Here is a 19,096-nt window from a genome sequence, read left to right on the forward strand (position 1 = left end):
GCGAAGGCGCGAAGGCGCGAAGAGGTTTCGCCAAGGGCGAACCTATCGACCGGAAGACCCGCCACCGCATGGGGAACGTGCTGCGGATGTTCCGGTCGCACCACCTTCGCGCCTTCGCGCCTTCGCGTGAATCAATATACCGCCGACACGAAGAACAGCCCATCGGGCGGAGCGTTAAGCCCTAGCCGGGCCCGATCCCGCGCCTCCAGCGCCACCCGCACGTCCTCCACCGACCATCGCCCCATCCCGACCAGGGCGAGACACCCCACCATCGAGCGCACCTGATGGTGGAGGAACGACCGCGCCGCCGCCCGCACCGCGATCCGCTCGCCCGCCCGCGCCACCGACAGCACGTCGAGCGTCCGCACCGGGCTATCCGCCTGGCAATGCGCCGAGCGGAACGTCGTGAAATCGTGCCGCCCGACCAGCACCGCCGCCGCCGCGGCCATCGCATCGGCATCGAGCACCTGCGGCACCTGCCACGCGAGCCCCGCCTCCCAGGTCAGCGGCGCCCGTCGGTTGACGATGCGATAGTCATACGCCCGCCCCAGACACGAAAACCGCGCATGCCAGTCGTCCGCCACCACGACGCAGTCGAGCACCGCCACCGGCGCCGGCCGCACCCGCGCGTTGAGCGCCTCCATCAACCGGAACGGCGCGATATCCTTGGCAATATCGACATGCGCGCGCATCCCCAGCCCGTGCACCCCGGCATCGGTCCGCCCCGCCGCATGCACCGCGGCACGCTCGCCGGTGACGGCGAACACCGCTTCCTCCAGCGCCTGCTGGACGCTGGGCCCGTGCTTCTGCCGCTGCCAGCCCATGAACGGCCGGCCGTCATATTCCACCGTCAGCGCGAACCGCGTCAAAGCTGCGTGCCCGATCGCACCGGAAAGCCGCGCAGCAACTCGGCCGTGCTGGTCACGCCGCGCCCGGCGCGCTGCACCAACGTCGGCCGGATCGCGCCGTCGCCGCAAGCGATCGTCAGCGCATCGTCCACCGTCGTCCCCTCGCCGCCGGGGAAGCTGAATGGCAGCACGTCCGCGCCGAGCACCTTCACCCGCTCGCCGGCGATCTCGAACCACGCGCCCGGCGCCGGGTTCATCGCGCGCACCAGCCGCTCGACCTCGACCGCGCTGCGCGTGAAGTCGATCCGCGCCTCCGCCTTGTCGATCTTGCTCGCATACGTGACGCCCTCCTCGGGTTGCGCCACCGGCGGATGCGCGTCGAGGTCGCCGAGCACCTCCACCATCAGCCGCGCGCCCAGCGCCGCCAGCTCCGCGGTCAAGTCGCCCGCCGTCTTGCGATCGACCGGCACGCGTCCCTCCAGCCGCACCGGCCCGGTATCGAGCCCCGCCTCCATCTGCATGATCCCGACGCCCGTCTCGGCATCCCCGGCGAGGATCGCGCGCTGCACCGGCGCCGCCCCGCGCCAGCGCGGCAGCAGGGAGCCATGGACGTTGAGGCACCCGAAGCGCGGCGCCGCCAGCACCGCCTTGGGCAGGATCAGCCCATAGGCCGCGACCACCGCGATATCGGCATCGAGCGCCGCGAACGCCGCCTGCTCCTCCGCGTCCTTCAGGCTGACCGGATGCCGCACCGCGATCCCCAAAGCCTCGGCACGCTGCTGCACCGGCGAGGCGACCGTCTCGCGCCCGCGCCGGCCGCCCGGCCGCGGCGGCTGGCTATAGGCCGCGACGACGTCATGCCCGGCCGCGACCAGCGCCTCCAGCGTCGGTACGGCGAAGTCGGGAGTTCCCATGAAGATGATCCGCATGGGGGCCTTCAACGCGCTGGCGGGCGGCGGCGCAACCCCCTATCTGTTCCGTCATGGCGTCTCCCGAAATCGAAGCCCTGACCCAGGCGCTGGCGCGTCTCCCCGGCCTTGGCCCGCGATCGGCGCGGCGCGCGGTCCTGCACCTGCTCAAGAAGCGTGAAGCCGCGCTCGGCCCGTTGCGCGCCGCGCTGGAGGCGGTCGACGAGCGGCTGGAGACCTGCGCCACCTGCGGCAACGTCGATACCGCCAATCCCTGCGCGATCTGCGCCGACCCGCGCCGCGACCAGCGCGCGCTCTGCGTGGTGGAGGAGGTGGCGGACCTCTGGGCGCTCGAACGCTCGCGCCTGTTCCCCGGCCGCTTCCACGTCCTCGGCGGGCGGCTTTCGGCGCTCGAAGGCATCCGCCCCGAGGATCTCGCGATCGAGGCGCTGGTCACCCGTATCGAGGCGGGCGGCATCGACGAGGTCGTCCTTGCGATGAACGCGACGCTGGAAGGGCAGACGACAGCGCATTATCTCGCCGACCGGATCGAGCGATTCCCGGTGCGCGTGACCCAGCTCGCCCACGGCCTGCCGGTCGGCGGCGAACTGGATTACCTCGACGAGGGGACGCTCGCGCAGGCGCTGCGCGCGCGGCGGCCGGTATAACTTCTTCCCTGCACCGGGAGGAATACGCCCGAACTTGACGCCAAACTCCTCGCCACCTAGCTCACGCCGCATGGCAGTCCTCCCCATCGTCGAAGTCCCCGATCCGCGCCTGCGCCTGATCTCCAAGCCCGTCGAGCACGTTACTGACGAGACCCGCGCGTTCGTGCAGGACATGATCGATACGATGTACGACGCCAACGGCATCGGCCTCGCCGCGATCCAGGTCGGCGTCGACAGCCGCATCCTCGTCATCGACCTTCAGGACGAAAAGGACGAGGAGGACAAGCCGATCAAGGCGCCGCACGCCTATATCAACCCCGAGATCCTGTCGGTCAGCGAAGAGATGAGCAGCTATAACGAAGGCTGCCTGTCGATCCCCGAACAATATGCCGACGTCGCCCGCCCGGCGAGTTGCCGCGTCCGCTGGCTCGACGAACAGGGCGAAACGCATGAGGAAGAGCTGACCGGCCTGCTCTCGACCTGCATGCAGCATGAGATCGACCATCTCAACGGTGTGCTCTTCATCGACCATATCAGCCGCCTAAAGCGCGATATGGTGATGAAGAAGCTGGCCAAGATGCGCCGCTGACGCACGGACGCGGGGCGGCTCGGTCGGCTCGGTCGGCTTCCTCGCCGCGTCCGTCACCCCGGACTTGTTCCGGGGTCCACCGCGCCGCACGGGAATGGTGTCGGCTCAAGCCGTGCTCCTCGTCGCAGAGTGGACCCCGGAACAAGTCCGGGGTGACGGTATCGGCGGGGAGTTCGGCAAGGGCTCACATAAGCGTGGCTGTGCGACAGCCCTGCCCGTGAACGGGATGGCCCGAACTCGGCAGCGTCGAGCGACCCACATGCCTTATTTAGGGACTGTCTTCCCCCCGACGTTCGATCTATGTTCCTCACCGCGAAAAGACCGCCGCTGACATCCATCGTGACGTCCGCCGGCCGCCAAAGGGAATGAACGTGGACCTGTCGACCGTCATCATCGCCATCCTCGCGCTCGCCGCGGGTCTGCTCATCGGCTGGCTGCTCGCCAGTCGCAAGGCCGGCAGCCTCGCTGCCGATCTCGCCGTCGCGCAGAGCAAGGCTGCCGACGCCGAACTGGTCGCTCGCGCACGCGACGCGGTCGAACGCGAACGCAACGAGGCGATGCGCGACCTCGCCGCTTTGCGCGCCCAGACCGACGATCGCGCCGCCGCGCTCGACGCGCTACGCGACGAACTCGCGACGATCCGCGCCGACCGCGACGCCGCGCGTACCGCGCTCGCCACCACCAGCGCGCAGATCGAGGCGTTCGAGGCGCGGCTTGCCGACATGCGCGATGCCAAGGAGCTGATGGCGGCGCAGTTCAACGACCTCGCCAACAAGGCGCTGACCGACGCGCAGAAGGCGTTCCTCGACCGCGCCGATGCGCGCTTCCGCCAGTCGGAGGAGCTTGCCGGCAACAACCTCAAATCGCTGCTCCAGCCGGTCAACGAGCGGCTCGCGCGCTACGAGGAGGGCGTCGCCAAGGTCGAGGCGGAGCGCCGCGACGCGTTCGGCGACCTCAAGGGCCAGATCGAACAGATGCGCCTCGGCCAGGAGCGTGTCTCGGGCGAGGCGGCGAAACTGGTCAATGCGCTGCGCAACGCGCCCAAGGCACGCGGTCGCTGGGGCGAGCAGCAGCTGCGCAACGTGCTCGAAACCTGCGGTCTTGCCGAACACACCGACTTCGCGATGGAGGTCAGCGTCGCGGACGGCGAGGGGGGGCGGCTGCGTCCCGACGCGATCGTCCGGGTCCCCGGCGGCAAGTCGCTGATCATCGACGCCAAGGTCTCGCTCAACGCCTATCAGGATGCGTTCGGCGCCGTCGACGAGGGCGAGCGCCACATCGGCCTGACCGCGCATGCCGCCTCGATGCGCGCCCACATCAACGGCTTGTCCGCCAAGGCCTATTGGTCGCAGTTCGACGACACGCCCGAATATGTCGTGATGTTCGTTCCCGGCGAGCATTTCCTGTCTGCCGCGCTGGAGCATGATGCCGGCCTGTGGGACTATGCCTTCGACAAGAAGGTGCTGCTGGCGACGCCGACCAACCTGATCGCGATCGCGCGCACCGTCGCGGCGGTGTGGCGGCAGGAGAACTTAGCGAATCAAGCGCGTGAAATTGCCGCCTTGGGCAAAGAGCTTTATCAGCGGCTCTCGGTGATGGGGGGGCACGTAACAAGGCTCGGCAAGAACTTGGATACAGCGGTGACTGCCTACAATTCATTTGTTGGTAGCATCGAGTCACAGGTCCTGACGAGTGCGCGCCGATTTGAGACACTTAATGTCGAAACGAGCAACAGAACCATTGATTCGCCCCCGATGATCGATCAAGCTACCCGTCCGCTCTCGAAGTTGCGCAGCGATGCGTGGCCCGATGATCGGTCCTTGGGAAAGTCTCCCTCGGAGAATGAAGCGTCTGAAACTGCCATGTAGGCTTGGTTTCTAGGAAGTGGAGAAGAGCCTCAAAGAGGCCCCGATCACCTCGGACCACCGGAGCTAAACAGCAGAAGGCGCGAGGCCTGGAGAAGGAAGATGAGCAACTTGCTCTTCGACCTGCATCTAGACCGCCACGGCTTTTGGCACTGGCTTGGGTTCATGCCCGGGTCGGACAAGATCGTGGTATCGCGGCGTGGTTGGACCAATAGGGCGGAGGCATCGCTTGCGATGACTCGCTTTATCGAGCTTTTGGCTCGGAACGCCGTTTAGGTGCAGCAGGGGCGCGACTGCGTTTGCAGTCGCGCCTTTGCCCCTTACCTCCGTTGCTGCGCCAGCACCTCATAGGCCATCACCGCCGTCGCCACCGCGGCGTTGAGGCTGTCCGCCTTGCCCAGCATCGGGATCTTGACCAGCAGGTCGCACGCCGCGGCATAGTCCGCCGGCATCCCCTGCGCCTCGTTGCCGGTCAGCAGGAAGGTCGGCGCCGCGTAGCGCGCCGCGCGATAATCATGCTCGGTGTCGAGGCTCAGCCCGACGAGCTGCCCCGGCTCCTCGCGCAGCCAGCCGAGGAACTCGGCCCATTCGCTGCGCACGACGGGGATGGTGAACAGCGCGCCCATGCTCGCCCGCACCGCCTCGACCGAGAAGGGATCGACGCATTCGCCGATCAGGATCAGCCCGCCCGCGCCGACCGCATCGGCGGTGCGCAGGATCGTGCCGAGATTGCCGGGATCGCGCAGCCGCTCGGCGACCAGCCAGATGCCCGACGATCCCCGGTCGAGATCGGCGAGCGTCCGGTCGAACTCGTCGAACACGCCGACGACCGCCTGCGGATTGTCCTTGCCCGACAGTTTGGACAGGATGTCGGGCGTCGTCTGGATCGACTCGCCGCCCGCCATCTCGACGTCGATCGACAGCGCGTGGACGAGCGGATGATCGGCATTGGCCGCGGCGTAGAAGAGGATGCGCGGCAGGCGCCCGGTCTCGCGCGCCTCGGTGAGGATGCGCAGCCCCTCGGCCATGAACTGGCGCGCGCCACGCCGGTGCTTCTTGTCGCGCAGCTCGCGGGCATATTTGACGAGCGGGTTGGAAAAGGCGGTGATCTCACGGGGCATGGCTTCCCCCTCCGGCACAGCGGCCGGTCAGTGCAAGCTCAATCTTCGCCGAACTTGGCTTCGACCAGCTCGCACAGTGCGCCGACCGCCGCTTCGGCGCCATCGCCGCTCGCGCTGATCGTGATCGAATCGCCCTTGGCCGCGCCGAGCATCATCAGTCCCATGATCGACGTGCCGGTGACCGCGCCATCGTCCTTGCTCACCCGGATCTCGACCGGCTGGGTCGAGGCGAGCGTGACGAACTTGGCGCTCGCCCGCGCGTGGAGCCCACGCTTGTTGGTGATGAGGACGGTACGCGTGACCGCGTCGCTCACGCTGCCGCCTCGCCGAGCACTTCGGAGGCGACCGAGATATATTTGCGTCCCGCCTCGCGCGCCGCGGCGACCGCCTCCACGACCTTCATCGACTTGCGCGCCGAACCCAGCCGGATCAGCATCGGCAGGTTCATGCCCGCGATCACCTCGACCCGCCCGCGCTCCATCAGCGAGATGGCGAGGTTGGACGGGGTGCCGCCGAACAGATCGGTCAGCACGATCACGCCGCGCCCCGATTCGACCGTGGCGATCGCCGCGGCGATATCCGCGCGGCGCTCCTCCATGTCGTCGTCGGGACCGATCGAGATCGTCGCGATGCGATCCTGCGGACCGACGACGTGGATCATCGCGGTCACGAATTCTTCGGCGAGCCGCCCGTGCGTCACCAGAACGAGGCCAATCATCTCAGATACGTTACTCATTTGCTGGCCGGCGGCCCCTCGAGCGAGTCCTGCGGTGCGGCCCCGAGGTCGCGATGCGTAATGGTGGGCGAAAATCCCGCTTTGCGCAACCGGTCAGCGAGATACTCGGTGACATGCACCGATCTGTGTCTCCCTCCGGTACATCCGATGGCGATGCTGACATAGGATTTCCCCTCGGCGCGATAGCGCGGGATGAGCAATTCGAGCAGGCTGCCGATCTGCTCCATCGCCTGCGGATAGGCCGGGTCGGCGGCGACATAGGCGGCGACGTCGGCATCGAGCCCGGTGCCGGGACGCAGCACCGGGTCCCAGTGCGGATTGCGCAGGAAGCGCATGTCGAAGACCAGATCGGCGTTGCGCGGCAGGCCGCGGGCGAAGCCGAACGACTGGATCGACAGGACCGGCGCGTCGCGGCCGTGGCCGGCGAAGGTGGTGCGCACCTGCTGGGCGAGTGCGTTGGCGGTGAGGTCGGTGGTGTCGATCAGCCGGTTGGCCCAGTCGCGCAACGGGCGCAGCAGCTCGCGTTCGCGGGCGATGCCGTCGCCCGCCGGCCGGTCGGGGGCGAGCGGGTGGCGCCGCCGCGTTTCCGAATAGCGTCGCTCCAGCTCGGCACCGGAACAGTCGAGGAACAGCATGCCGACGTCGAGGCCGTGGTCGTCACGCAGCGCGCGGATGCGCTCGACGATCCGCGCCGGGTCGAAGTCGCGCGTGCGCGCACCGATGCCGATCGCCAGCGGCTGGCTATGGTCGGCCGCCGCCGCGGCGAGCGGCGCGTCGAGCAACCGGTCGAGCAGCACCAGCGGCAGGTTGTCGACCACCTCCCAGCCGAGGTCCTCCAGCGTCTTGAGCACCGTCGACTTGCCGGCCCCGGACAGGCCGGTGACGAGCAATATGTCCTTGGTCATCGCACGATCCTCATTCCGGCCTCATTCCAGCCCCTTATTCCGGCCCGTCATTCCGGCGTCGCCTCGGGCTGGCGCAACGCCCATTCGATCTTGAGCGGCGTCGCGGCATGAAAGGCATCGAGCGCGATCTCGCGCACCTCGATTCCCGCCAGCCGCCGCCGCTGCCGCTCTGGCATGCGCAGGGGTTCGCCGTCGAGCCGGACGATGAGCGCGACCGGCACATCGTCGATCGACGCCATGCTGACGATGCCGAGCCCGCGCACCTCGATCTGCCCGCGGATCGTCGCCGGCGCGCGCGCCAGCACCATCGCGCCGTCGCGCACCAGCAAGGTCTGATCGTCGCTGACCAGTATCGCACCGCGATCGATCAGCCGCAGTGCGAGATCGGACTTGCCCGCGCCCGGCGGCCCTTCGAGCAGCACCGCATGGCCGTGGATCGCGACGCAGGTGGCGTGGCAGCGTTCGGACAGGAACATGGCGGGGTCCCCCCGGGTCATCGCTCGGCAAGCGGCAGGCGGACGACGAACCGCGCGCCGCTCAGCCGATCCTCACGCGATTCGACGGCGATGCTGCCCTGATGCGCCTCGACGATCGTGCGGGCGATGGCCAACCCCAGGCCGGAATGCTGGCCGAACGCCTCGGCCTCGGGGCGGATCGACTGGAAGCGGCGGAAGATCGCCTCGCGCGCTTCCTCCGGCACGCCGGGCCCTTCGTCCTCGACGCGGACGACGAGGTCGTCGCCCTCGCGCGTCACCGCGATCGCGATCAGCGCGCCGTCGGGCGAGAAGGAAAGCGCATTGTCGATGAGATTGTCGAACACGCGTTCGAGCCGCGCGCCCTCGCCGAGCGTCACCAGCGGCGCGCCGGCATGGTCGAAGCGCAGGCGCACGCCGCGTTCCACCTCGCGGGCGATGCGCTGATCGACCAAGGCGCGGATCATCGCGGCAACGTCGATCGCCTCGAACTTGGCGCGGCTGAGCTGCGCGTCGAGGCGCGAGGCTTCGGAAATGTCGGTGATCAGCCGGTCGAGCCGGTGCACGTCGTCGCGGACGATCGACAGCAGGCGTTCGCGCAGCGCCGGGTCCTTCACCGCATCGAGTCCTTCGACCGCGGAGCGGAGCGAGGCGAGCGGGTTCTTCATCTCATGCGTCACGTCGGCCGCGAACGCCTCCGTCGCATCGATCCGGGCACGCAAGGCGAGGCTCATGTCCGACAGCGCGCGGGCGAGGCTGCCGATCTCGTCGCGGCGCGAGGGCAGGCGGGGGACGACCACCTCTCGCGCCCGCCCCAGCCGCACGCGCACAGCGGCCCGCGCCAGCCGGCGCAGCGGCCGCACGATCGTCCGCGCGAGGAACAGCGACAGCAGCACCGACACGATCGTCACCAGCAGCAGCACGAGGCTGAGCCGGAACCGCTCGATCCGCACCGTCTGGGTAATGTCGCGCGCGTTGATCGTGGTCATCACGACGCGGCCGTCGGGCAGCGGCGCCGCGGCGGTGATCACCGGCGTTCGGTCGGGCGCCCGCCACACGCTGGCGGAGGTCCGGCCGGACTGGGCGCCGCGCACGTCGGGCCACTGCCGCCCGTCGCGGCGCTCGCGATAGAGGGGAGGGCGTGCGGCGCCGACGACGATGTCGATCCCCGCATCCAGCCAGCGCGCCACCGCCTGGTCCCACGCCTGCTTGTCGGGATCGAGCAGCACCGCGTTGCGCGAACCGAGCGCGCGGCTGTCGACGATCGTCCGCCCCGTCGCATCGAACACCCGCAGACGCGCACCGGTATCGCGCGCCAGCCGCCGGAGCAGGTCGTCGCGCTGATCGGGAGCGACCATCGCCAGCGCCTCGCCGATCAGCCGCGCCTCGCGTCCCGCCTGCGCGACGCGGCTGTCGACGATCCGGCTGCGATACGAATCGAGATAGAAGAAGCCGCCGGCGAGCAGCAGCAGCGCGATGATGTTGACCGCCAGGATACGCCGGGTGAGCGAAATCTGCCCCGACCAGCGCAGCGCGAGATCGCCACCCTCGGGCCGCGGCTCACTCCTCGGAGAATCGATAACCGGCGCCATACAGGGTCTCGATCGCGTCGAAGGTGGGATCGACGCCGCGGAACTTGCGGCGCAAGCGCTTGATATGGCTGTCGATGGTCCGGTCGTCGACGTAGATGTCGTCCTGATAGGCGGCATCCATCAGCTGGTTGCGCGTCTTCACGATGCCGGGCCGCTGCGCCAGCGTCTCGAGGATCAGGAATTCGGTCACGGTCAGCGTCACCGGCTCACCGCCCCACGTGGTGCGATGCCGTGCCGGGTCCATCGACAGGCGGCCGCGCACCAGCGGGCCCGCGCCGGCGGTCTCATTGTCCTCGGCCGGGGTGGCGGCAAGGTCGGTGCGTCGCAGGATCGCACGGATGCGCGCGATCAGCAGGCGCTGGCTGAACGGCTTGGCGATATAATCGTCCGCGCCCATCGCCAAGCCGAGCGCCTCGTCCAGTTCGTCGTCCTTGCTGGTCAGGAAGATCACCGGGATCTGGCTCTTCTCGCGCAACCGGCGCAGCAGTTCGAGCCCGTCCATCCGCGGCATCTTGATGTCGAAGATGGCGAGGTCGGGCGGGTTATCGGTCAGCGCCTTCAGCGCGGTCTCGCCGTCCGAATAGACGCGGGTCAAAAACCCCTCGGTCTGCAAGGCGATCGAAACCGACGTGAGGATGTTGCGGTCGTCGTCGACCAGCGCGATCGTCGCCGTCATGCGTGGGGAACCCTCGGCATCATCGGCATGCGGTAGGGCAAAGCGGCGCAAGGCTCAACCGGGGCGATCGGGGGTGGGGCGCACGGCGGGTCCGCCACGCGGCGCGACCCCCCGACAGCCGACATACGGCCGCAAAAGCAACATCGTCCCGTCCCACAACGATCCACCATCCGTCGCGTCCCGGTTTGACGCTACGGCGGTGCCGCCCTATGCCGCCTTCCGTCACCGGCGTGCGTGCAGACCCTCCCCAGGATGCGCGCGCCGGGTTGAAAGCATTGGGAGGATGTACGTGAACGAGCGCATTCCGCACGCGGATCTCGCGAGCCAGACAATCGAGACGCGAGCCGATCTTCACTGGAACCTGGTCACCGCACGGCTCGTCGAGGCCGCGGTCGCCCGCGGGGAGGGCAAGCTCAGCGCCGATGGCCCACTGGTCGTCGAGACCGGCGCGCACACCGGCCGTTCGGCGCAGGACAAGTTCATCGTCCGCGATGCCGAGACCGAGCAGAGCGTGTGGTGGGGCAAGTCCAACAAGGGCATGGACCCGGCCCATTTCGCCGCGCTCAAGGCCGACTTCCTCGCCGCGCTGCGCGACAAGGAGCATCTCTTCGTCCAGGATCTGTACGGCGGTTCGCAGCCGGAAAATCGCGTCCGCGTGCGCGTCATCAACGAACTCGCCTGGCACAATCTGTTCATCCGCACGATGCTGGTCCGGCCGCAAGAGCATGAGCTGCGCGATTTCGTCCCCGAATATACGATCATCGATCTGCCGAGCTTCCGCGCCGATCCCGCGCGCCACGGCACCCGCAGCGAGACGGTGATCGCGGTCAACTTCACCGAGAAGCTGATCCTGATCGGCGGCACGCGCTACGCGGGCGAGATGAAGAAGTCGGTGTTCGGCCTGCTCAACTATCTGCTGCCGACGACGGGTGTCATGCCGATGCACTGTTCGGCCAATATGGGCGCGGACGGTTCGACCGCGGTGTTCTTCGGCCTGTCCGGCACCGGCAAGACGACGCTCAGCGCCGACGCGAGCCGCACGCTGATCGGCGACGACGAACATGGCTGGTCCGATACCGCGGTCTTCAACTTCGAAGGCGGCTGCTACGCCAAGATGATCCGCCTCTCGCCCGATGCCGAGCCGGAGATTTTCGCGACCACGAAGCGATTCGGCACCGTCCTCGAAAACGTCGTGATGGACCCGGTCACCCGTCAGCTCGATCTCGACGACAACAGCCTCGCCGAGAACAGCCGCGGCGCCTATCCGATCGACTTCATCCCCAATGCCTCGCGCGACAATATGGGCGGGGTGCCGAAGAACATCGTGATGCTGACGGCGGATGCGTATGGCGTGCTGCCGCCGATCGCCAAGCTGACGCCCGATCAGGCGATGTACCATTTCCTGTCGGGCTATACCGCCCGCGTCGCCGGTACCGAGATCGGCGTCACCGAACCCGACGCCACCTTCTCCACCTGTTTCGGCGCACCGTTCATGCCGCGTCACCCGTCGGTCTATGGCAATCTGCTCAAGGAGCGGATCGCACGTGGCGGAGTGGATTGCTGGCTGGTCAACACCGGCTGGACCGGCGGCAAATATGGCGTCGGCCATCGCATGCCGATCAGGGCCACCCGCGCGCTGCTCAACGCGGCGCTCGACGGTAGCCTGAACGACGCGGAATTCCGGACCGACCCCAATTTCGGCTTCCAGGTCCCGGTCGCGGTGCCCGGCGTCGACAGTGCGATCCTCGACCCGCGCAGCACCTGGGCGGACCCGGCCGCATATGACGCGACCGCGGCGAAACTCGTCGACCTGTTCGTCGAGAATTTTGCGCAATTTGCCGATCACGTCGACGCTGGCGTGCGCCAGTCGGCACCGCAGGTGAACACGGCGACCGCCGCCGCCTGACGCTGTCACGATAGTATCGCGCAACAGACCATGCGCCGTCACATTGGCGGCGCATGGGCCCGCCCAGGACCATGTAGGGGCGGATGATGACCGGAACGCAAAAGGCAGTGGCAGCCGCGATGCAGCGCCATGGCCACCTTTCCAAACAGGGTCTGCTGGAACGTGCCTTCACCTGGGCGTTCCGCGGCCTCGTCTATGCGCAGATCTGGGAAGATCCGGTGGTCGACATGGCGGCGCTGGCGATCGAGCCGGACAGCCATGTCGTCACCATCGCGTCGGGCGGCTGCAACATGCTGTCCTACCTGACCGCCAATCCCAAAGCGATCGACGCGGTCGACCTCAACACCGCGCATATCGCGCTCGGCACGCTCAAGCTCGCCGCGGCGCGTCATCTGCCCGATCATGCGAGCTTCCACCGCTTCTTCGGCAACGCCGCGAGCCGCGAGAACCTCGCCGCCTATCAACGCTACATCCGCCCGCATATCGACGAACCAACCCGCCGTTACTGGGAGGGGCGCGATCTCAGCGGCCGCCGCCGCATCGCCGGGTTCGCCAGCGGCGTCCACAAGCGCGGCCTGCTCGGCCGGTTCATCGGCGCGGCGCATCTGCTCGCCAAGCTCAACGGCGTCGATCCGCGGCTGCTGCTCGAAGCCGAGACGATCGAGGAACAGCGCGCCATCTTCGAACGCGACTTCGCGCCGGTGTTCGATCGCGGCTTCGTCAAATGGCTGACCGATCAGCCCGCTTCCCTGTTCGGCCTCGGCATCCCTCCGGCGCAGTTCGAGGCGCTTGCCGGTGACGGCCGCATGGCGGCGGTGCTCCGCCAGCGGCTCGAAAAGCTCGCCTGCGGCTTCGACCTGCGCGACAATTACTTCGCGTGGCAGGCTTTCGGGCGCCGCTATGCCGATGGCCCTGCGGCGCCGCTGCCGCCCTATCTGCAGGCGGACAATTACGACGCCATCGTCTCGCGCGTCGACCGCGTCACGCTGCGCCACGCCAATATGACCGAGCATCTCGCCGCGCTGCCCGCCGCGTCGCGCGATCGCTACATCCTGCTCGATGCGCAGGACTGGATGACGGACGAGCAGCTCGGCGCGCTGTGGACGGAGATCACCCGTACCGCCCGGCCGGGGGCGCGCATCCTGTTCCGTACCGCGGGCGAGGCGAACATCATCCCCGGGCGCGTCCCCGACGCGATCGTCGCCCGCTGGCAATACCGTGCCGAGGAATCGCGTCGCTTCACCACGCAGGATCGTTCGGCGATCTATGGCGGCGTGCATCTCTACGTGCTCGCCGATGGCTGAGGGCGATCACGCCTCCCGCATGGATCGGATCTACGGCGGGCAGCGGCATATCTATGATCTCACCCGCAAATATTATCTGTTCGGCCGTGACCGGCTGATTGCGGGGCTCGATCTCCAGCCTGGCGGCACGCTGGTGGAGATCGGTTGCGGCACCGGACGCAACCTGATCCGTGCCGCGCGCGCCTGGCCGGAGGCGCGACTGTACGGCATCGACATTTCCGAGGCGATGCTGACCACCGCACGTGCCAACGTCGCCGCCGCCCGGCTGTCCGATCGCATCACGCTGGCGCAAGGCGATGCCGCCGCCTGCGATCCGCAGGCGCTGTTCGGGGTGGCGCAGTTCGACCGCGTCATGTTCAGCTACACCTTGTCGATGATCCCGCCATGGCGCGAGGCGCTCGCGCAGGGGCTGGCGATGACCAAGGCGGGCGGGCGGCTCGCGGTCGTGGATTTCGGGATGCAATCGGGCTGGCCGGCGCTGTGGCGCAAGCCGTTCCTGGCCTGGCTCGGCCATTTCGACGTGACCCCACGCGAGGATCTGGCCGCGGAGGTCACGCGTCTCGCGTCGCGCCACGGCCGGAGCGGTGAGACGCGGGCGTTATGGCGGGACTATTCGCAGATGGCGTTCATCGCTTAGGCATAGCGGGGGATTGCCGGCTGCGCGGCAGGCTTGTTCAGAGCAGGCCGTCCCGGGACCCAAAGCAGGGGAAGCCACGGCAACCTACGAGCGCAAGGTCACGTTTCGGCTAAAGCATCCGCTCAGCAAGACGCCCGTGGCGACGTTCAGATCCGTCAGACCCAGGCCGGATCGACATTCAGCCCAATTCCCCTCCCGCAGGGGGAGGGCTATCGCCTATGGCTCCGGTGATGAGGTTCGATCGGCGTCCTCCTCGCATCCGTCACCCCGGACTCGTTCCGGGGTCCACCGGGCCACAGGAGAACGGTGTCCCATCGAGTCCCTCTCCTTGCAGCAGAGTGGACCCCGGAACAAGTCCGGGGTGACGGGGTGGGATGACAGGGCGGCGGACTCAAGCGAACGTCCACACGATAGCTTGGCCCTGCCAAGGCAGGTGTTGTCCCCAAAGCTCGAATGTCGATCCAGCCTAGCGCGACCAACCCTCAAGCAGCGCGATCACGCCCTAGACTGTCCGCCCCCGCCTATGCGCGGCACACCGTCCCTCGGCCAAATCCAAGAACCAATCGTCAGCGGCGCTCCACCAGCCCCGTCGCCGGCATCGGCGCGTCGCCCCGCTGGAAGAACTGCTCAACGATATCCCGTGCCAGCCGCGCCGGCTTGAGCGTCTCGGCATCAAGGCAGCACCAGCTCGACTTCACCTCGGCCAGCACCTCTTCGCCACGCCGGATCACCGTCGCGTAAAACGCGCGCGCGCCCTGTACCTTCTCGAGCAGCACCGTCGCGATCACGTCGTCGCCCAGGAAGGTCGGCTTGCGATAGGTGATCTCATGTTTCAGCGCGACCCAAAGGTGCGAGGCGACCGCCTCGGCCGGGGCCAGCTTCTGCCAGTGGCTGACCACCGCATCCTGTACCCACTTCAGATAGCTCGCGTTGTTGACGTGGCCCATGAAGTCGATGTCGGCCGGATCGATACCGATCGGAAAGGCGTGGGGGATGCTCTGTGTCACATTTGACATATAGCAGATCGCGGCCTCGCTTACACCCGCCAACGGCGCGCCGGTGCGAATTAAGAGCCGGCCGGTTCGACGATCGCGATACCGTCCCGAATCGCGACGATCCGCACCCGCGCGCCGGCTTCGGCCACCACGCCCCGCGCCGGCCAGGAGCCGTCGCCGATCGCCACGCGGCCACCCTCCGGACCGATCGCCACCTGCACCACCGCGGTGGTGCCGATCAGCCGTGCGACGCGATCGTTGAGCTGCGGGTCGCTGCTCGGCACGGGAAAGTCGACGTACCAGCGCTTGCCGATCAGCACGGTGACGATGCTCCACAGCGCGAAGGCGCCGATCTGCGCGGCGAGCGGCAGGCCGGGCATCACCAGCACCGCAACGCCGACCACGGCGGCGGCGATGGCGAGGAACACCGCGAATACCCCGGGGATCACCAACTCGGCGATGCCGAGCAGCAGCGCGGCGATCAGCCATGCACCGCCCGCGCCGCCGATCGAATCGAGTGTCACGCCTGGGGCAGTTCGAACGGCCCGCGCTTTGCCTGCGGCTCGGCAGGTGTGGGGGCGGGGGCAGGGGCCTTGCCGAACGCGTCCTTGGCGAGTTCGCCGATCCCGCCCAGCGTCCCCATCAACTGCGTCGCCTCGACCGGGAACAGGATCGTCTTGGCGTTGGGGCTCGTCGCGAACTTGCCGATCGCCTCGACATATTTCTGCGCGATGAAATAGTTGATCGCCTGCGTGCCGCCGGTCTCGATCGCCTCCGACACGACCTGCGTCGCCTTGGCCTCGGCCTCCGCCGCACGCTCGCGCGCTTCGGCATCGCGATAGGCCGATTCGCGGCGGCCTTCAGCCTCGAGGATGCGCGCCTGTTTCTGCCCTTCTGCGCGCAGGATCTCGGACGCGCGCGTGCCCTCCGCCTCGAGGATGTTGGCGCGCTTCTCGCGCTCCGCCTTCATCTGCCGGCCCATTGCGGTGACGATATCGGCAGGCGGGCGGATGTCCTTGATCTCGACGCGGGTGATCTTGACGCCCCACGGCACCGTCGCATGATCGACCACCGAGAGCAGCCGGGCATTGATCTCGTCACGCTTCGACAGCGTCTCGTCGAGGTCCATCGAACCCATGACGGTGCGCAGGTTGGTCGTCGTCAGTTGCAGCAGCGCGACATACAGATCCGATACCTCATAGGCCGCCTTGGGTGCGTCGAGCACCTGGAAGAACACGACGCCGTCGGTCGAGACGATCGCATTGTCCTTGGTGATGATCTCCTGACCGGGAATTTCGATCACCTGCTCCATCATGTTCACCTTCCGCCCCACCCGGTAGAAGAACGCAGGGTAGAAGTTGAAGCCGGGGCTGGCGGTGGCGGTGTAGCGACCGAAATGCTCGATCGTATATTTATACCCCTGGCGGACGATCTTGATGCTGGTGAACAGGTAGAACAACACCAACAGCAGTGCGAATGCGGCAATCGTGATACCCATGATCCCTCCCGCCGGCGTGATTCTTGGCGCCGTTGCCTGATACTAGCACAGCCCGACGTCCGACAAAGGTCACCATGCAGCGCATTCTCTTCGGCAACCATTCCACGCAGATGCCCGCAATCGCGCGCTACATCGACCATCATCGCTATGAAGCGAGCTTTGCGCCGTTCGATGCGGTCGATTTGTCGCGGTTCGACCTGGTCGTGCCGCTGCGCGTCGAGCAGATCGACGGCGCCCGCGCCGGCCGCACGGTGCTGCCGACCCGCGAACTCGTCACCCTGTGCGATGACAAGCTGGCGCTCAACCTCTGGCTGATCGATCACGGCTTCGGCGCGACGGTGCCCGACCTGCTCGGCCCCCGGCCGACCGTTTATCCCTATATCCGCAAGACGCGGCGCGGCGATTTCGGCCTCGGCTGTGCGATGATCCGCGGCCCCGGCGAGGATGACGGCCGCGAGTCCCCCGATGTCTTCCGGCAGCGCGCGATCGCCGGTGCCGACGAATATGTCCTCCACCTCCTGCGCATCGGCGGCACGATCCGTTTCCATGTCGCCTATCGCTACGACATGGGCCAACCGCTCGGCATTCGCGGCGCGGTCGATCGCCCTGCGAGCATCGCACCCGCCGACCCCGGCCCGGCGCTCGCCACCTGCACCGCGATCCTGGAAGCGCTGGGCTATGAAGGCACCTGCTGCTTCAACTACAAATGGGAGGGCGAGCAGCTTCGCATCCTCGAACTCAACCCGCGGTTCGGCGGCTCGCTCGTCGGCGTGGTGACCGAATACGTCGCAGCACATCTCGCCGCCCTCTAGCGCAGATGCTGCGCTGCGGTTACATGGCCCGCCACTTACTCCCTCCCGCGAGGAAACGGCACCTTGGACATCCGGCTCGGCCTCACCTTCGACGACGTACTGCTCGTACCCGGCGAGTCGGACATCCTGCCGAGCACCGCCGACACGCGCACGCAGCTGACACGCGGCATCGCGCTCAACATCCCGATCCTCTCCTCGGCGATGGATACGGTGACCGAGGCGGACATGGCGATTGTCATGGCGCAATTGGGCGGCATCGGCGTGCTCCATCGCAACCTGTCGATCGAGGAACAGGTCGCCGCGGTGCGCCAGGTCAAGCGTTTCGAATCGGGCATGGTCGTCAACCCGATCACGATCGCGCCCACCGCCACGCTCGGCGAGGCGCAGGCGCTGATGGCGCATCACAAGATCAGCGGCATCCCGGTCGTGGAGAGCGACGGCAAGCTCGTCGGCATCCTCACCAACCGTGACGTCCGCTTTGCCGGCGATCCCAAACAGCCCGTCGCCGAGCTGATGACCCACGACAATCTCGCCACCGTCTCGACCGATGTCGGGCAGGAGGAGGCGCGCGTCCTGCTTCACCAGCGCCGTATCGAGAAGCTGCTCGTCGTCGACGATGCCTATCGCTGCGTCGGCCTCATCACGGTGAAGGACATCGAAAAGGCGGTGACCTATCCCACCGCGACCAAGGACGCTTCAGGCCGGCTGCGCGTCGCCTCGGCGACCACCGTCGGCGACAAGGGTTTCGAGCGCACCGAGGCGCTGGTCGACGCCGAATGCGACCTGATCGTCATCGACACCGCGCACGGTCACAATCGCGACGTGGCGCGCGCGGTCGAGCGGGTCAAGAAGCTGTCCAATTCGGTCCAGGTCGTCGCCGGCAACGTCGCGACGGGAGAGGCGACCCGCGCGCTGATCGACGCGGGCGCGGACGGCATCAAGGTCGGCATCGGTCCGGGCTCGATCTGCACCACCCGCGTCGTCGCCGGCGTCGGCGTGCCGCAGCTCACGGCGGTGATGGATTGCGCCGAAGCCGCTGCCAAGCACGGCGTTCCGGTGATTGCCGATGGCGGCCTGCGCACCTCGGGCGACCTTGCCAAGGCACTGGCGGCCGGTGCCTCGACGTGCATGGTCGGCTCGCTGCTCGCCGGCACCGAAGAGGCACCGGGCGAGACGTTCTTGTACCAGGGCCGCGCCTACAAGAGCTATCGCGGCATGGGTTCGGTCGGCGCGATGGGCCGCGGCTCGGCGGACCGCTATTTCCAGGGCGATATCAAGGACCAGATGAAGCTGGTGCCGGAAGGCATCGAGGGGCAGGTGGCCTATAAGGGCCCGGCACGCGACGTCATCCACCAGCTCGTCGGCGGCATCAAGGCGGCGATGGGCTATACCGGTTCGGCGACGATCCCCGATCTCCAGAAGCGCGCGCAATTCGTGCAGATCACCGGCGCCGGCCTGAAGGAAAGCCACGTCCACGACGTCACCATCACCCGCGAAGCACCCAATTACCCGACCCGGTGATGAGGGCGGCACGTCAGTGCATCGCCGCGCGCCGGCCGTCCG

Annotated in this window: 20 protein-coding genes; 8 read left to right on the forward strand and 12 right to left on the reverse strand. The window is 67.7% G+C overall.

Annotated features, from left to right (window positions below; all coding sequences use genetic code 11):
- Positions 1 to 131: 131 nt before the first annotated feature.
- Together truA and fmt are read right to left on the reverse strand one after the other, a co-directional pair.
- Positions 132 to 869, reverse strand: coding sequence for a tRNA pseudouridine(38-40) synthase TruA (gene truA, locus HD841_RS07370; protein ID WP_179508252.1), 738 nt, complete (start codon positions 867 to 869; stop codon positions 132 to 134).
- Positions 866 to 1,777, reverse strand: a complete 912-nt coding sequence (gene fmt, locus HD841_RS07375) for a methionyl-tRNA formyltransferase (RefSeq protein ID WP_179508253.1) — start codon at positions 1,775 to 1,777, stop codon at positions 866 to 868. The genes truA and fmt overlap by 4 nt, the downstream gene beginning before the upstream one ends.
- 53 nt (positions 1,778 to 1,830) lie before the next feature.
- Between fmt and recR the strand changes: the two genes are divergently transcribed.
- From recR to rmuC, 3 genes are all read left to right on the forward strand, one after another.
- The gene (gene recR, locus HD841_RS07380) at positions 1,831 to 2,424 is read left to right on the forward strand and encodes a recombination mediator RecR (RefSeq protein ID WP_179508254.1); all 594 of its coding nucleotides are present in this window, start codon (positions 1,831 to 1,833) and stop codon (positions 2,422 to 2,424) included.
- A gap of 70 nt (positions 2,425 to 2,494) precedes the next feature.
- Positions 2,495 to 3,013, forward strand: coding sequence for a peptide deformylase (def, locus tag HD841_RS07385; RefSeq protein ID WP_179508255.1), 519 nt, complete (start codon positions 2,495 to 2,497; stop codon positions 3,011 to 3,013).
- 365 nt (positions 3,014 to 3,378) lie between these two features.
- Positions 3,379 to 4,881: a DNA recombination protein RmuC gene (gene rmuC, locus HD841_RS07390; RefSeq protein WP_179508256.1), complete on the forward strand. Its 1,503-nt coding sequence runs from the start codon at positions 3,379 to 3,381 to the stop codon at positions 4,879 to 4,881.
- Between the two features lie 317 nt (positions 4,882 to 5,198).
- On the opposite strand, the gene HD841_RS07395 is transcribed toward rmuC, so the two are convergent.
- From HD841_RS07395 to HD841_RS07425, 7 genes are read right to left on the reverse strand one after another with little or no spacing between them, the layout of a single operon-like run.
- Positions 5,199 to 5,999 (reverse strand): TrmH family RNA methyltransferase, encoded by an 801-nt coding sequence (locus tag HD841_RS07395; RefSeq protein ID WP_179508257.1) that lies wholly within the window; start codon positions 5,997 to 5,999, stop codon positions 5,199 to 5,201.
- Between the two features lie 38 nt (positions 6,000 to 6,037).
- Complete coding sequence (locus HD841_RS07400) at positions 6,038 to 6,313, reverse strand: HPr family phosphocarrier protein (RefSeq protein WP_179508258.1); 276 nt, start codon at positions 6,311 to 6,313, stop codon at positions 6,038 to 6,040.
- Positions 6,310 to 6,717 carry a PTS sugar transporter subunit IIA gene (locus HD841_RS07405; protein WP_179508259.1) on the reverse strand — a complete coding sequence of 136 codons (408 nt, stop codon included), beginning with the start codon at positions 6,715 to 6,717 and terminating at the stop codon, positions 6,310 to 6,312. The genes HD841_RS07400 and HD841_RS07405 overlap by 4 nt, the downstream gene beginning before the upstream one ends.
- A 14-nt stretch (positions 6,718 to 6,731) precedes the next feature.
- Complete coding sequence (gene rapZ, locus HD841_RS07410) at positions 6,732 to 7,640, reverse strand: RNase adapter RapZ (RefSeq protein WP_179508260.1); 909 nt, start codon at positions 7,638 to 7,640, stop codon at positions 6,732 to 6,734.
- Between the two features lie 47 nt (positions 7,641 to 7,687).
- Complete coding sequence (locus HD841_RS07415; RefSeq protein ID WP_179508261.1) at positions 7,688 to 8,116, reverse strand: HPr kinase/phosphorylase; 429 nt, start codon at positions 8,114 to 8,116, stop codon at positions 7,688 to 7,690.
- 17 nt (positions 8,117 to 8,133) lie between these two features.
- Positions 8,134 to 9,705 carry a sensor histidine kinase gene (locus HD841_RS07420; RefSeq protein WP_179508262.1) on the reverse strand — a complete coding sequence of 524 codons (1,572 nt, stop codon included), beginning with the start codon at positions 9,703 to 9,705 and terminating at the stop codon, positions 8,134 to 8,136.
- Positions 9,674 to 10,381 (reverse strand): response regulator transcription factor, encoded by a 708-nt coding sequence (locus HD841_RS07425; RefSeq protein ID WP_179508263.1) that lies wholly within the window; start codon positions 10,379 to 10,381, stop codon positions 9,674 to 9,676. Before HD841_RS07425 ends, HD841_RS07420 begins: the two co-directional genes overlap by 32 nt.
- Before the next feature lie 283 nt (positions 10,382 to 10,664).
- On the opposite strand from HD841_RS07425, the gene HD841_RS07430 reads away from it, so the two are divergent.
- The 3 genes from HD841_RS07430 to HD841_RS07440 all read left to right on the forward strand — a co-directional run bounded on the left by HD841_RS07430 (position 10,665) and on the right by HD841_RS07440 (position 14,228).
- Positions 10,665 to 12,287, forward strand: coding sequence for a phosphoenolpyruvate carboxykinase (locus tag HD841_RS07430; protein ID WP_179508264.1), 1,623 nt, complete (start codon positions 10,665 to 10,667; stop codon positions 12,285 to 12,287).
- An 86-nt stretch (positions 12,288 to 12,373) separates the two neighbouring features.
- Positions 12,374 to 13,591: a DUF3419 family protein gene (locus HD841_RS07435; protein WP_179508265.1), complete on the forward strand. Its 1,218-nt coding sequence runs from the start codon at positions 12,374 to 12,376 to the stop codon at positions 13,589 to 13,591.
- A gap of 19 nt (positions 13,592 to 13,610) precedes the next feature.
- The gene (locus HD841_RS07440) at positions 13,611 to 14,228 is read left to right on the forward strand and encodes a class I SAM-dependent methyltransferase (protein ID WP_257015342.1); all 618 of its coding nucleotides are present in this window, start codon (positions 13,611 to 13,613) and stop codon (positions 14,226 to 14,228) included.
- Positions 14,229 to 14,794: 566 nt separating this feature from the next.
- On the opposite strand, the gene HD841_RS07445 is transcribed toward HD841_RS07440, so the two are convergent.
- Genes HD841_RS07445 through HD841_RS07455 form a run of 3 tightly spaced genes read right to left on the reverse strand, consistent with a single transcriptional unit; the run spans position 14,795 to position 16,721 of the window.
- Complete coding sequence (locus HD841_RS07445) at positions 14,795 to 15,235, reverse strand: acyl-CoA thioesterase (RefSeq protein WP_179508267.1); 441 nt, start codon at positions 15,233 to 15,235, stop codon at positions 14,795 to 14,797.
- A 59-nt stretch (positions 15,236 to 15,294) separates the two neighbouring features.
- A complete protein-coding gene (locus HD841_RS07450) occupies positions 15,295 to 15,747 on the reverse strand; it encodes an NfeD family protein (protein ID WP_179508268.1) in 453 nt (150 codons plus the stop codon).
- Positions 15,744 to 16,721, reverse strand: coding sequence for an SPFH domain-containing protein (locus tag HD841_RS07455; protein WP_179508269.1), 978 nt, complete (start codon positions 16,719 to 16,721; stop codon positions 15,744 to 15,746). Before HD841_RS07455 ends, HD841_RS07450 begins: the two co-directional genes overlap by 4 nt.
- Before the next feature lie 74 nt (positions 16,722 to 16,795).
- Between HD841_RS07455 and HD841_RS07460 the strand changes: the two genes are divergently transcribed.
- Both HD841_RS07460 and guaB read left to right on the forward strand, forming a co-directional pair.
- Positions 16,796 to 17,533 carry a hypothetical protein gene (locus HD841_RS07460; protein WP_179508270.1) on the forward strand — a complete coding sequence of 246 codons (738 nt, stop codon included), beginning with the start codon at positions 16,796 to 16,798 and terminating at the stop codon, positions 17,531 to 17,533.
- Between the two features lie 63 nt (positions 17,534 to 17,596).
- Positions 17,597 to 19,054, forward strand: coding sequence for an IMP dehydrogenase (guaB, locus tag HD841_RS07465; RefSeq protein WP_179508271.1), 1,458 nt, complete (start codon positions 17,597 to 17,599; stop codon positions 19,052 to 19,054).
- Positions 19,055 to 19,096: the final 42 nt, after the last annotated feature.

The sequence above is a fragment of the Sphingomonas melonis genome (genome assembly GCF_013409985.1).
GTDB lineage: Bacteria > Pseudomonadota > Alphaproteobacteria > Sphingomonadales > Sphingomonadaceae > Sphingomonas > Sphingomonas melonis_A.